Origin of the sequence: Anaerosolibacter sp. (assembly GCF_029240175.1) — a bacterium.
Classification (GTDB): Bacteria; Bacillota; Clostridia; order Peptostreptococcales; family Thermotaleaceae; genus Anaerosolibacter.
The window spans coordinates 69,789-83,321 of the sequence record NZ_JARBTM010000006.1 but is presented as its reverse complement, the minus strand read 5'-3'; the positions used below and the strand labels follow the sequence as shown (position 1 = coordinate 83,321).

Here is a 13,533-nt window from a genome sequence, read left to right as displayed (position 1 = left end):
AAATTCTCCGCCTTGATTCTTATTTTGTGGCACATTCTGATGCGGAGCCTTTTAGAATTTCAAGGCCATGGGCAAGGCTTGGCAAGATGTAGTCTAAGCTCTCTCGAACAGCCTTGGGGCTTCCGGGAAGGTTTATGATCAATGTATTATCCCTTATGCCAGAAATCGCCCTAGAGAGCATGGCCCTTGGGGTGATTTGCAAACTATTATAACGGATGGCTTCAGAGATTCCTGGGGTAAGTCGATGAATAACTTGAAGGGTAGCTTCTGGTGTGATATCCCGCTTAGAAAATCCTGTTCCACCAGAGGTTAAGATTAAATCAACCTTCAATTCATCGCTCATAAGAATCATCTCTTGAGACAAAGCATCGACCTCATCAGGCAGCACCACATATTTTTTTGTCATATAACCATGTGATTCCATCATTTGCTGAATCACCTTTCCGCTTTCATCAATACGTTCGCCTTTAGATCCTTTATCACTGGCTATGATAATACCTAATGTAAACATGTAAAGTCCTCCTTTGTGATGGGGTTAGTGGATAGCGGTTAGTAGTTAGTGGTCAGAAAAACTACAAGTCAATAGTTTCGAATTCATTGTCTAATAAGTTTATATATAGAATTTTTTTCCTCAATAATTCGCCGCGGCCAATGAGAATCTTTAATGCTTCACTGACTTGAATGGAAGCTACCAAGGCAGGGGTGAAAGATGGATTCCCTAGGGTTTGCTCGATGCCCTTGACACTTTCTGCAGGGTAGATGAGGTCTAAGGTACGGTCTCCCGGCAGAATGGTTGTTACCTGGCCATACCAACCGGCAATGGCTCCATGAACCATAGGGACACCCAAATCCTCTGCAACATTTTGGACAGTCACGCGAGATGGAATATTATCCAAGGCATCCATGACAAGATGATGGCCTTGGAGGATTTCCACGGCATTCTCATGGGTAAGTCTTTGGGTAACGGGATGAATCTTAATGAAAGGATTAACATGGCCCATACGTTCCTGGGCTTTCATAGCCTTTGAAACACCAAGGGATGCCACATCTGACAGGAGCTGGCGATTCAAGTTCGTTTCATCAAAATAATCTCCGTCAACGGCAGTAATGGAACCAATACCTAACCTACCCAGCATCTCTATGAGATAACCACCTAATCCTCCACAACCCACGACACAAACTTTGAAATTCTTAAGGCTTTCATTCTCAGACAAGGATAAAGTAGTCATATTCCTTTCATATCTTCTCATGATTAACCGCCTCCCACAGGGGGAAATATAGAGACCGTATCGCCATCTTGTAAAAGTTGATCTAAAGTACCATCCCGACCATTGACCAATAAGATGGCCACGTCTTCCGTAGGGATATCTAGTCCATTAATCACTTCATTAGGTGTACGGTTTGTTTCAAGATCAACAATAAGTTCTTTACCACGGCCATTACGAAGGGTAGCAAAGAGTCGCACTTTGATGCTCATGGTTTCACCTCCTAAGGGCACATAACGAATTTTCTAGTCCACAGACAATCGCCACAGGAAGGGTTCACTCCATAACAATCAGCTTCTGTGTTCCTTACCATATCACATCCCTCTACCAAGTCACAATCAATACAAGATGGATAGAGATTATGATAGATTGTTTGACGAAAATCTACATAAGACTTTTGATGCCAGATTTCATAAAGAGAATGATCTTTCACATTGCCAAAGGAATGACGACCTACCTGTTTTTCTCTACCAAAGACATATTCTCGATATGGGTGAGATAGCCTATAACAAGGAACCACATCTCCTGAGGCGCAGACAAAAACAGCATCCTGCTCGATAAAATTACATCTTCTTTCGGTTTTTAATTCATAATTCGGTAAAAGCATCTGAATACCCTTCTTAAAAGAATAATTTCTAATTTTATTATAAAGTGCTTTCATTTCAGGATTTTCATACCTTGTATAAAGAATTTTCTCAGCATTTTCTTTACACTGGGGAAGTAAATTTGAAATGATAACACTCTGGGCATTAAGGGTTGACGCTAGATCAATCACTCGAAAAATGTCATCTATATTATCGAATGAAGCCACAAATTGAAGCTGAAGAATGGGTGTGTTTTTACCCAACTGTTTTTTATATAATTGAAGATTTCTTAAGTTGTGAAGTACTTTTTCAAGAGGAACACCACGAATGCTTTCAAAATGTTCGTCTAGTCCATCGATTGAAACTGTAATAACATCTACATGGTTTATGATCATATCCAATGTTTCTCCGTGAAGAAGGGTGCCATTGGTGGTGAGGGTAAGGTGGTAGTTCTTAAGCATTTGGACAGTCTCCAGAAAAAGAGGGGCGAAGGTGGGTTCACCAATGCCGCCAATTACAACTTCTTTTATGGTACTCTGGTTATTCATTTCCATGGCTAGATGGTTCAAACTATTCATATCAAGATCAGTGGGTGGACTACTCCAGGATTTACGATAGCATATACTACAGTCTAAATTACATCGATCGGTAAGCTCTAGATATAACTTATGAATGGTCATCATATCACCCAATTTCTTTATAGATTAAGAATAAGGACTTCCAATGGAAGCCCTTATATAAACATTATTTATCTCCTGCTGCCACTTCTTCAGTAGTTAAAGCGCTCTCAGAAATCTGCAGCTTGTTTAATCTATCAACTGTTGGTATACCTTGAGTATCCCAGCCCCGTAGGCTATAGTATTCAGGCAACAGTTCAGAAAGTCTATGAACGAGGCCCTGAGAAGGTCCTTCAGGAATTCCTTCATTTAATAATCTGCTTGGCAATGTATCTTGAGAAGGATCAATACCAGCCTGGAGGTTGAACAATTTTTCGATATTCCAGATTCTTTCACCAGCATCGAGTACATCTTGGGCAGTAAAGTCAGTACCAACGGCTGCGTTTAACATGTCAGCATAATCTTGAGCGCCCATAGCAAAAGAAGTGAATAAACACAAGCCGGAAGCATCAATAGCAGCTGTTAAGTCTTGGAATATTTTCGCCCATAATGCTTTGCCCTCTAATGTAAAACGGTCAAGTTTTTCAGGCAATCCAAGGATCTCAGGAGAGATCATATAACCTCTTACGTGGCAGCCACCGCGGTTTGAAGTAGCATATTGTAATCCATGGCCTTGAATACCTCTTGGATCGTAGGCAGGAAGTTCTTGTTTCTTAACAGTCATGGAGTACTCTGGTACACCATACATTTCAGCCAATCTATAGGAACCTTCAGCAAGCTTGTCACCTAGGCCATCTCTTAAGCCCATACGCTTCGTCCACTCGATTACTGCTTCGGCATTACCAAACTCAAGGCCAACACCATTTAATTCATCTTCCTTGATATAGCCTTTTTCATAGAGCTCCATGGCAGCTGCGATGGTAGCACCGGCAGAAATTGTATCCAAGCCCATTTCATTACACCAATAGTTAGCCTTGATAACCGCACCTAGATCGGATACGCCACAGTCTGAACCAAATGCCCAAATTGTTTCATATTCAGGTCCTCCGCCTTCGATGTCATCTACCTTACAGTATCGACCGCAGGCGATTGGACAGCGATAACAAGGATCTTTTTTCACTAAATATTTTTCGGCAAGGGTTTCGCCGCTGATTTCTTCAGCTTTATCAAAAACTGCAGTCTGGAAATTGTTTGTAGGGAAAACACCGTTCTCGTTGATGATGTTTACCAATACCGCAGTACCATAGGCAGGAAGACCCTGACCTGTAACGCCGTTCTCACGGATTTTTTTTGTACAGTTAGACACAACTTCCTTTAATTGGTCGTGGTTAAAGAGTTGAACTTTTTGACTTCCTTTTACAACGATGGCTTTTAAGTTTTTAGAACCCATTACAGCACCAACGCCGGAACGTCCTGCAGCACGGGAATAATCATTCATGATAGAAGCAAGTCTAGATAATTTTTCACCGGCAGGTCCAATTGTGAGTACCTTTGCCTTCTCAGCACATTCTTTTTCAAGAATTTGAGTGGTTTCAGATACAACTTTGCCCCAAAGATGAGCAGCATCTCGAATTTCGATTTGATCGTCAACGATATTTAAATAAACAGGTACATCAGCTTTATCTTCAACGATAACCATATCGAAGCCGCTGAATTTTAGCTCAGCACCCCAGTATCCCCCTGAGTTTGAACATGCAACTGTTCCTGTTAAAGGAGATTTTGTAACGACCATATATCGGCCGCCGGTAGGCGTAGGTGTACCAGATAAAGGACCTGTGATGAAGATCAGCTTATTTTCTGGACTAAGGGGTTCGACTTCAGGGCTGACTTCTTCGGTAAGTATTTTAGTTCCTAAACCTCTACCACCGATATATTTTTTTGCTTTCTCAACGTCTAAGGCTTCAACCTTCCAGCTTCTTTCTTTAAGATTTACTCTTAAAACTTTTCCAGCATATCCGTACATTTGAATCCCCCTTCGAATTTGTTTTCTTTGTTCATCTATATGTAATGCAAGGTCGATGCCAAAAAAGAAACCCCTGATAATAGGGGTTGTTGGAGAAGCCGTGTTCTAAAACAGAACAGCATGAGGAAAATATGCTTGTTCTGAAATGGAACAATGTTCAAAATTGGAACAATCAATGTTGTACTTTTCAATTTTTCGGTAAAGGGTGTTTCGTCCGATATCCAGGGCTTCGGCAGCCAAGGAAATATTTCCTTTGAACTTCTTCAAAACATAAACAATATGTTGATGCTCAAGATGTTCAAGCTTCAGACAAGGATCCTTTAATGGCTCGGAATTGGGCTGAATACCAAGATTCTTTTTATTCAAGTCCAAGGGCAGAGATTCGGTGTTGACGATCAGTTCTACGATATTTTCCAATTCACGGATATTGCCAGGCCAGTCATATTGAATTAAATGCTCCATGTACTCAAAGGATATGTTTACCTTGCGCTTATTCAACCTCTTTGCAATGGTGTCCATAAAATAATCGATAAGTAGTGGAATATCTTCTTTACGCTCTCGAAGGGGACAAAGATAAAGGGGTAAAACATTCAATCGATAATAGAGATCCTTTCGAAAATTGCCCAATTCTACTTCTTTACGCAAATCCTTATTCGTGGCGGCGATAATCCGTACATTTACGGGAATCTGTCTGGTGCTTCCAATCCTAGATACAATTCCTTCTTCGATCACCCGTAATAGATTAGGCTGCATTTCTACGGGCATTTCACCAATTTCATCTAAGAATATGGTACCACCATCGGCCATTTCAAATTTTCCGGGATTACCTCCCCGTCTTGCCCCTGTAAATGCCCCTTCCTCATAACCAAACAACTCAGACTCGATAAGATTGCGAGGAATTGCACCACAATTTACGGCCACAAAAGCTTCTTCTTTACGAATACTATGGTTATGGATGGATTGAGCAAAGACTTCCTTGCCAGTACCGCTTTCACCTAAAATCAAAATTGTAGATTTGCTATCGGCTATTTTCTTGGCGTAATCGATATTTTGAAGAAAACGATCATTCTTCCCAATGATTTTATCAAAGGTATAGATGGCATGGCGTTCCATGATTCTATTGGCCAGCTTACGACCTTTTTTGACTTCTTTGAAAACACAAATAATCTCTTTGAGATTTTCTTCTTTATCGGTAAAAGGGTAAGCGCTAAGGCTAAATTGCAATTTGTTTTTTCTGGCGCTGACATAGACATCCTCGTCCATGAAGCTTCCTTTGGCAGCCAGGGTGGTTTTAACATGATTCCAGCCTTCGAAAATTTCCCAGGTTTTCATTTGCAAAATCTCGTTCTCTTTGAAACCAAACATTTCAGTAATGTGTTTGTTTGCTGATTGGATTGTACCATACAGATCGCAGGTCAGAATTCCTGTGGGTATAGAATCGATAATGGTTTCGATGTGTTGTTTGGCCAGTACCAGTTTATCTGTATAGCTTTTAACTTCAAGCATCTTCTCAATGGCGTTGGCTGCTGCCACAACCATACCCAGGGTATGGGAATGAACCAACTCACTATATCCTGTTAAGTCCAAGATGCCTATAATCTTTCCTTCTGGATTTCGAATAGGTGAAGCGGAGCAGGTCCAGCGGTGATAGGCTTTTATAAAGTGCTCATCTCCGGAAACTTGCACAGGCATTTCTTCTGCCAGGGCAGTACCCATGGCATTGGTACCTATGTGGGATTCATCCATATAGGAGCCAGGCACCATCTTAAGATTAAAGGCTTGGGATAAAATATCTTCATCCCCAATAACACTGAGAATACAGCCCTCTTCATCGGTTAAGATAGAAAAAAAGTTAGAACCTTTCACAAAATTATAGAGTTGATTCATGAATGGTTCTGCAGCCACCATTAAGTCCCTTTTTTCCTCCAACTTTCTGCGCAGGGCATCATCAGATAAAATGAGGCTGCTAAAAACCCTTGCTGTGTCGATACCCATCTCTCGACACCTGGCATGGGAACGCGGAATATATTTTTTCTCCATGATCGCTTGTATAGGTTTCAATCAAATCCCCCCAGACGAATAAGTAAACTCTCCGGCGAACTACATAGAATACAAATTATATTTAGTAGAAAATTCAAAAAATACTTTATTCTATTATATCGCAGATTACATATGAAATAAATCAAAATTCTAAGGAATGCCAAAGAATAGGCAGTATTGTAATTTTCGCCAAAGTAACACAATATACAAGAAGTATGCTAAAATTGAATGGGTTCACACGAATGATTTCGACGATTTGGTGACGTTGGATTCGTATAGTATGATTAGCATATCTAAAATACCTATAGTCCACGAATAGAAAGGGTAGAGAAAATGGAAGGGAAAAACTATCTAACACCTGGAGAGATTGCAGAAACCACAATTCAAACAGGTATGAAAAAAGTAAGATTAGCTTGGCTGCACCAACTGCTTTTAGGAATCTTAGCAGGTGCTTTTATTGCATTTGCAGCGGAAGGTTCCAATATGGCTGCTTTCAATTTGTTTGCCAAACCAGAAACCTACGGCCTTGGTAAAGTATTGGCTGGGGCAATTTTCGGAACAGGCCTAATGCTCGTAGTTTTGGCTGGTGGTGAGCTTTTCACTGGAAATACCTTGATTGTTATGGGTATCCTTGATGGCAAGGTGAAAGTAAGAGAAATGTTGAAAAACTGGTTTTTTGTTTATTTGGGTAACTTAATTGGTTCTTTACTAATTGCGCATATGATGGTACAGTCAGGATTATTAAACAGCGGCGCCAATGTACTGGGGGGTGTAACGATTAAAATAGCATCCTATAAGGTAGGGCTTACTTTTATGCAGGCATTTTACCTGGGCATTATGTGCAACTGGCTTGTATGCTTGGCTGTGTGGCTTGCTTATGGAGCAAAGGATATGGTGGGGAAAATATTTGGGATTTTCTTTCCCATATGGTTATTCATCACTTCTGGGTTTGAGCATAGTATTGCCAACATGTACTATATACCTGCAGGAATTATGGCAAAGGCGAATCCAGCATGGGCAGAGGCTTCCCATCTTGCAGCAGAACAGCTTGCCAACTTAAATTGGAGCACATTCATTGTGAATAACTTAATTCCTGTAACACTAGGCAATATCATAGGCGGGAGCATGTTTGTCGGCGGTGTTTACTGGTTTGTTTACATGAAAAACAATAAGCAAGCATCAGTGAAAAAAATGGCGGCATAGTATTTATAAAAAGACAGAAGGCGATGTCCATATCGCCTTCTGTCTTTTATTAATGACTACATTGCATTCTTGAATATTTGAATGACTTCCTGTAGTGTAGCCAAACGTGGATTTGTCAATTGACAAGCATCCTTCTTTGCATTTACAGCCATTACTTCAAAATCTTCTTCTTTCACGCCAAGTTCAGCGAGCCCTGAAGGAATGCCTACGGATACAGACAACTTCTTAATAGCTTCAATCGCCTTTTGTGCAGCTTCATTTACAGAAAGACCTTCAACGTTTTCACCCATGGCGATGGCGATATCTTTGAAACGATCGGCACAAGCAATTAAGTTAAACTGCTCTACATGAGGCAATAGGATGGCATTACATACACCGTGAGGTAGGTTATAGAAACCACCAAGCTGGTGGGCCATGGCATGGACGTAGCCTAGGGAAGCATTGTTGAATGCCATTCCACCTAGGAATTGGGCATAAGCCATTTTTTCTCTTGCTACCATATTGGTTCCGTTTGCAACAGCTGCAGGAAGATACTTAGCGATAAGCTGAATAGCCATCAAAGCTGCTGAATCTGTCAATGGTGTGGCGGCGATTGAAACATAAGCTTCAATGGCATGGGTTAGTGCATCCATCCCTGTAGCTGCAGTTAGTGCTGGCGGCATACCAGCCATCAATTCTGGATCATTAATAGAGAGGGCAGGTGTTACACGCCAATCTACAATGGCCATCTTTACTTTTCTGCTTGTATCTGTAATGATACAGAAACGAGTCATTTCAGATGCTGTTCCTGCCGTTGTATTTACAGCGATAAATGGCACCATGGGATTTGAAGATTGATCTACACCTTCGTAATCATGGATTTTTCCACCATTTGCAGCGAGCAGCCCAACTCCTTTTGCACAGTCGTGGGAAGAACCGCCGCCTAGGGAAACGATGGCATCACATTTTTCTTCTTGCCATACTTTAAAGCCTGCATCGACATTATGATCTGTTGGATTAGGTTCAGCACCGCCAAAAACAACAGCTTCAAGTCCGGCACCCTCAAGGATGGATTTGATTTTATCAGCTACTCCCATTTTTACAAGACCAGCATCGGTGACAACCAGAACCTTACTGCCACCTAAAACCTTCATACGGGTTCCAACCTCATTTACACATCCCGCGCCGATTAGATTTACCGTAGGAATAAAATATGCACTTACTGTCATGATAATTTCCCCCTTTTTTATTTTTATAAGATCATGATAAAATAAGGTCATGTCTTGAATGTCCAATTTGTTTTGGTAATAGGGTCATTTTCACCTCCTTTGAATGGAATGATAAGTGCTTGTTAGGTAGACAGACTATTTTATTAAGATATTATAAGAATGTTTAGAAGATTAAAACAATTATTATTTTTATATCAAGCAGGAGTCCTAGAAATCGTATTCGAGAATTTTATGAAATTCTGTAATTATTTTGAAAACAAGGATTATAAAATTTAAAATATAATGAAGTTATAATAAAGAATATATAATACGAATAAAAAATGATTATTTTTTATTTAACGATTTTACTTTTGAGGGTTAACTGAACATGAGATATGATTTGGATTGTCCGTGAAATCGTGGGAGGAGGGATACCCGTGGAAATGAATACGGCTATATTATTGGCAGGAGGCAAAAGCCGCAGAATGGGGTTTGATAAGAGATTTATCGAGATCGAAAAGAAGACCATGGTTGATTATCAAGTTGAAAAACTGTATAAAACATTTTCAAGGGTTATTTTGGTTACGGATGACAAAACACTGTTTTTAAATTGCTCCTGTGAAGTCATTCAGGATGAATTTGAAGGAATTGGCGTACTAGGCGGGCTTTATACTGGATTAAAACATTCTACATCTATTTATAATTATGTTCTAGCATGTGACATGCCTGTCATAAACTATAACTATATTGATTATATGAGGAACTTGCTTCAAAAATCGTTGAAGGAATATGATGGACTGGTCACAAAATACGGACAATGGATTGAACCCTTTAATGCCTTTTACCACAAGAACTTCGTCTATCCATTAAAACATGGTATCGAAAATGGTCAGAAGCGGTTGTCGTTAATTTTAAAGAGCTGCGATGTTTTGTATGTGGAAGAAGAAATTGCAAGAGGATTTACATCGGATTGGGAAATGTTTACAAACTTGAATTCAGCGGATGATTTGAAGAAATACTTACAAAACGAAGAGTATGTTATGAATATATCATAAAAAATCTATAGTTTTTTCAAATTTCCTATGTTATAATTTTTAAAGATTCAGTAAATTTCAAAAAATGGTAGTCAATTGAAAATTTTTTCCGAGTCATATTGTCTAAAGTACTATGCTAAGAGAGTATGACCTTCGGGTATAAGAAGAAATTCTTATACCTCCCGTGCTTGGAAAGGAAAAATAAGATCTTATGAGCGAACAATCCTTTCTAGGATTGTTTTTATTGTTTTTATTGTTTTTTTGCTTTGGTTCTTTGAATAGAGGGGGACGAGAGATGGAGTTGCTAAAGGTGGACACAGTAGAACAAGTGGTACAAAAGCTGGAAGAATATTTTACGGATTTGAAATTGGAAGGACAACGAATACATATTACGGAGGCCTTAGGCAGAATTATATATGAAGATATTGAAGCACCCATGGCGCTTCCTGAGTTTCGAAGATCCACCGTGGATGGATATGCTGTTTTGGCTAAGGATACCTTTGGTGCAAGCGAAGGGCTGCCCACCTTTCTAAATAACATCGGCAAAGTTGAGATGGGAAAGAGCACAGAATTAACTGTTCGCAGCGGAGAATGTGTATATGTTCCAACGGGAGGAATGGTGCCCCATGGTGCTGATGCCATGGTAATGATTGAGCATGCTGAGTGTTTGGACGAGTTGACCTTGGCAATTTATCAATCTGTTGCACCTGGGGAAAGCGTTATGCAGATTGGCGAAGATATGCAAGTGGGTGAACTACTGTTTAAAAAAGGTCGGAAGATAAAGGCCCAAGACATTGGCGCTTTAGCTGCCCTGGGTATAGAGCATATAAATGTATTCCAACGGCCAAAGGTGGCTGTTCTCTCCACTGGGGATGAAATCGTTGATCCGTTTGCGAAGGTAGAATTGGGACAAATCCGTGATATCAATACATATGCCTTATCAGCCATGATCGAAGAATTCGGCGGGGATATCGTACACAGACAAGTCATTCAAGACGAGTATAGCCTGTTAAAGGAAAAGGCAGCTGAAGTTTTAGGACACTGTGATATCCTCATTATTTCAGGTGGGAGTTCCGTAGGTACAAAGGATGTCACGGCAAAGGTAATTAATGATCTTGGAACACCAGGTGTTTTTGTTCATGGTATTGCCATAAAGCCGGGGAAACCAACGATTATTGGAAAGGCGAAGGGAAAGGCAGTTTTTGGCTTGCCCGGTCATCCTGTCTCAGCCATGATTGTATGTAAGGTATTTCTAGGCTATCTCTTAAATCGACTGCTGTGCCGGGGATCAGGAGTAAATGATGGGATTTATGCCACTGCAGCTGCTAACATCCATTCCTCACCTGGAAAAGAGACCTATCAAATGGTTGTATTAGAATCGGATAATGGTGAATATCTTGCAAAACCAATACACGGAAAATCCGGCTCCATTACACTGTTGACAAAGGCCCACGGCTACATACGCATTGATACAAACAAAGAGGGTGTGGAGAAGGGTGAAAAGGTGAAAGTGGTACTATTCTAGACATTTGTATAGTGGAGATTGTTTTAGTGAGCACTTATTGAACATATCTCAATGGTTAGTAGTTAGTAGTTAGTAGTTAGTGGTTAGTTCTCTTTTGCAGGTCTGAAGAATAAAAGAACTTTACCACTATCCCCCAACCACTATCCACTAACCCTAACAAGGGGGGAAGCACATATGAAAAAGAAAGAGAGAAACTTATATCTTTCCAACGTAGATGTGGAAGAGGCATTGGATCTATACTTTCGGAGGATAGATGAGAATCTTCATGGACTAAATGTGGAAAAGGTATCAGTTATTGAGGCCCAGGGAAGGGTTACGGCCAGTCCAGTTTTTGCTAGATTGTCATCTCCAAATCACAATGCATCAGCCATGGATGGTATTGCAGTAAAGGCAAAATCCACCTTCGGAGCGTCTGAAGCCAGTCCAATACGCCTCAAGCGAAATAAGGACTTTATATTTATTGATACGGGTGACCCAATAAAAGAACCCTTTGATGCGGTGATTATGATAGAGGATGTGGTGGAAGTTGATGAGGAGACTGTTGAAATTATAAAAGCAGCTTCTCCTTGGCAAGATATACGGCCTATAGGGGAAGATATTGTTGCCCATGAAATGATTGTTCCTTCTCACCACACCATACGGCCAGTAGATATAGGCGCATTACTTAGCGGAGGTATCTTAGAGATTGAAGTATATGCAAAGCCTAGGGTCGGTATCATGCCCACGGGAACAGAGATTATCGAACCTCAGGAATCTATGACAGAAGGAAAAATCATCGAATCCAATTCCAGAGTATTTGAGGGTCTCGTCAAAGAATATGGAGGAGATCCTAAACGATATAAACCAGTTGAGGATGATTATGAATTGCTCCGACATCAGGTGCTGGAGGCAGTAGAAGAAAATGATATGGTCATCATTAATGCAGGCTCATCAGCAGGAACAGAGGACTATACGGTAAAGTTGATCCGTGAACTTGGAGAGGTTCTGGTTCATGGAATCGCCACAAGACCTGGTAAACCGACTATCCTAGGAATTGTTCAAGGAAAACCTGTCATGGGAATACCAGGATATCCAGTATCGGCGTATTTTGTTTTCGATACCTTTGCAAAGCCTTTGATTGCAAAGTATTTAGGACAGAGGGTGCCCAATCGCCCTCGGGTAGAGGCCGTTGTTTCGAAACGGATCGTATCCGCATTGAAGCATAAAGAATATGTACGCATGAAGTTGGGAATGGTGGATCAACAATTGATTGCCACACCGCTAAACAGAGGGGCTGGGGCCACCATGTCCTTAGTAAGGGCTGATGGTATCTTGATTATTCCTCAAAACAGTGAGGGGGTAGAAGCAGGGGAACGAGTCCAAGTGGAATTATTGAAGGATATCCATGATATCCATCACACCATTGTTTCTATTGGAAGCCATGATTTGATCATGGATATCATTGGAAACGATATGCATCGTCAGAATGCCGCCTATCATCTTTCTTCAGCCCATGTAGGCAGCCTAGGCGGGTTGATGGCCTTGCGGAGGGGAGAGGCCCATATGGCGCCAATCCATTTGTTGGATGAAGAGCATGGGGAATACAACATTTCATTTGTGAAGAAGTATCTAGGCAATCTAGATATGGCCCTCATCAAAGGGGTAAAAAGAATCCAAGGGTTCATACTGCAGAAAGGGAATCCTAAAAACATAAAGAACTTTCATGATTTGATCCGAGAAGATATTCAGTTTGTAAATCGACAAAGAGGTGCGGGCACAAGAATCCTCGTAGACTATAAATTAAAGGAAAGCAAAATTGATATAGAAGCTATTAGTGGTTATGAACGAGAAATGACAACCCATATGGCGGTGGCGGCGGCAGTTGCATCGGGTGCTGCTGATGTAGGGGTAGGAGTTTTATCGGCAGCTAAAGCCCTGGACTTGGATTTCATACCCATAGGGGATGAGGACTATGATTTTGCGGTGCCACAAAAATATTTGAACAATGATATGATAGGACTATTCATCCATGTTCTTAAATCCCAGACCCTTAAAGAGTCCCTTGAAGAACTAGGAGGATATAAACTCGATCACACGGGAGAAGTCATTTTAATAAATTAGGTTGCTGGTTATAAC

At 40.7% G+C, this 13,533-nt stretch carries 11 protein-coding genes and 1 riboswitch; of the genes, 4 read left to right on the top strand and 7 right to left on the bottom strand.

Translation table 11 applies throughout. The annotated features are described in order from the left end of the window. Nucleotides 1-19 precede the first annotated feature (19 nt). From K0R93_RS06330 to K0R93_RS06305, 6 genes are all read right to left on the bottom strand, one after another. Nucleotides 20-511, bottom strand: coding sequence for a MogA/MoaB family molybdenum cofactor biosynthesis protein (locus tag K0R93_RS06330; RefSeq protein WP_300299104.1), 492 nt, complete (start codon nucleotides 509-511; stop codon nucleotides 20-22). 61 nt (nucleotides 512-572) lie between these two features. After that, the gene (locus K0R93_RS06325; RefSeq protein WP_300299102.1) at nucleotides 573-1,250 is read right to left on the bottom strand and encodes a HesA/MoeB/ThiF family protein; all 678 of its coding nucleotides are present in this window, start codon (nucleotides 1,248-1,250) and stop codon (nucleotides 573-575) included. A gap of 2 nt (nucleotides 1,251-1,252) precedes the next feature. Then, on the bottom strand, nucleotides 1,253-1,477 hold the full coding sequence (locus tag K0R93_RS06320; protein WP_300299100.1) for a MoaD/ThiS family protein: 225 nt from the start codon (nucleotides 1,475-1,477) through the stop codon (nucleotides 1,253-1,255). A gap of 11 nt (nucleotides 1,478-1,488) precedes the next feature. Next, a complete protein-coding gene (locus tag K0R93_RS06315) occupies nucleotides 1,489-2,529 on the bottom strand; it encodes a tungsten cofactor oxidoreductase radical SAM maturase (RefSeq protein ID WP_300299098.1) in 1,041 nt (346 codons plus the stop codon). Between the two features lie 64 nt (nucleotides 2,530-2,593). Continuing rightward, on the bottom strand, nucleotides 2,594-4,429 hold the full coding sequence (locus K0R93_RS06310) for an aldehyde ferredoxin oxidoreductase family protein (RefSeq protein ID WP_300299096.1): 1,836 nt from the start codon (nucleotides 4,427-4,429) through the stop codon (nucleotides 2,594-2,596). A gap of 105 nt (nucleotides 4,430-4,534) precedes the next feature. Further along, nucleotides 4,535-6,490, bottom strand: a complete 1,956-nt coding sequence (locus K0R93_RS06305; RefSeq protein ID WP_330685054.1) for a sigma-54-dependent Fis family transcriptional regulator — start codon at nucleotides 6,488-6,490, stop codon at nucleotides 4,535-4,537. Nucleotides 6,491-6,802: 312 nt separating this feature from the next. On the opposite strand from K0R93_RS06305, the gene K0R93_RS06300 reads away from it, so the two are divergent. Continuing rightward, on the top strand, nucleotides 6,803-7,672 hold the full coding sequence (locus K0R93_RS06300) for a formate/nitrite transporter family protein (RefSeq protein ID WP_300299094.1): 870 nt from the start codon (nucleotides 6,803-6,805) through the stop codon (nucleotides 7,670-7,672). A gap of 56 nt (nucleotides 7,673-7,728) precedes the next feature. Here K0R93_RS06300 and K0R93_RS06295 read toward each other — a convergent pair whose 3' ends face one another. After that, a complete protein-coding gene (locus K0R93_RS06295) occupies nucleotides 7,729-8,880 on the bottom strand; it encodes an iron-containing alcohol dehydrogenase (protein WP_300299093.1) in 1,152 nt (383 codons plus the stop codon). A 422-nt stretch (nucleotides 8,881-9,302) separates the two neighbouring features. Here K0R93_RS06295 and K0R93_RS06290 point away from each other — a divergent pair, with 422 nt between their 5' ends. From K0R93_RS06290 to K0R93_RS06280, 3 genes are all read left to right on the top strand, one after another. Next, nucleotides 9,303-9,914 carry a molybdenum cofactor guanylyltransferase gene (locus K0R93_RS06290; RefSeq protein ID WP_300299176.1) on the top strand — a complete coding sequence of 204 codons (612 nt, stop codon included), beginning with the start codon at nucleotides 9,303-9,305 and terminating at the stop codon, nucleotides 9,912-9,914. 74 nt (nucleotides 9,915-9,988) lie between these two features. Next, a riboswitch (molybdenum cofactor riboswitch) is annotated at nucleotides 9,989-10,108 on the top strand. An 80-nt stretch (nucleotides 10,109-10,188) separates the two neighbouring features. Further along, entirely contained in the window at nucleotides 10,189-11,418 is a 1,230-nt protein-coding gene (locus tag K0R93_RS06285) for a molybdopterin molybdotransferase MoeA (RefSeq protein ID WP_300299092.1), read from the top strand. Between the two features lie 174 nt (nucleotides 11,419-11,592). Then, nucleotides 11,593-13,518 (top strand): molybdopterin biosynthesis protein, encoded by a 1,926-nt coding sequence (locus K0R93_RS06280; protein ID WP_300299091.1) that lies wholly within the window; start codon nucleotides 11,593-11,595, stop codon nucleotides 13,516-13,518. The last annotated feature ends 15 nt before the right edge of the window (nucleotides 13,519-13,533 follow it).

Excerpts from the sequence above, each read along its gene's own strand:
- K0R93_RS06330 (WP_300299104.1), bottom strand. The coding sequence starts at position 511 with ATGTTTACATTAGGTATTATCATAGCCAGTGATAAAGGATCTAAAGGC.
- K0R93_RS06325 (WP_300299102.1), bottom strand. The coding sequence starts at position 1,250 with ATGAGAAGATATGAAAGGAATATGACTACTTTATCCTTGTCTGAGAAT.
- K0R93_RS06320 (WP_300299100.1), bottom strand. The coding sequence starts at position 1,477 with ATGAGCATCAAAGTGCGACTCTTTGCTACCCTTCGTAATGGCCGTGGT.
- K0R93_RS06315 (WP_300299098.1), bottom strand. The coding sequence starts at position 2,529 with ATGACCATTCATAAGTTATATCTAGAGCTTACCGATCGATGTAATTTA.
- K0R93_RS06310 (WP_300299096.1), bottom strand. The coding sequence starts at position 4,429 with ATGTACGGATATGCTGGAAAAGTTTTAAGAGTAAATCTTAAAGAAAGA.
- K0R93_RS06300 (WP_300299094.1), top strand. The coding sequence starts at position 6,803 with ATGGAAGGGAAAAACTATCTAACACCTGGAGAGATTGCAGAAACCACA.
- K0R93_RS06295 (WP_300299093.1), bottom strand. The coding sequence starts at position 8,880 with ATGACAGTAAGTGCATATTTTATTCCTACGGTAAATCTAATCGGCGCG.
- K0R93_RS06290 (WP_300299176.1), top strand. The coding sequence starts at position 9,303 with ATGAATACGGCTATATTATTGGCAGGAGGCAAAAGCCGCAGAATGGGG.
- K0R93_RS06285 (WP_300299092.1), top strand. The coding sequence starts at position 10,189 with ATGGAGTTGCTAAAGGTGGACACAGTAGAACAAGTGGTACAAAAGCTG.
- K0R93_RS06280 (WP_300299091.1), top strand. The coding sequence starts at position 11,593 with ATGAAAAAGAAAGAGAGAAACTTATATCTTTCCAACGTAGATGTGGAA.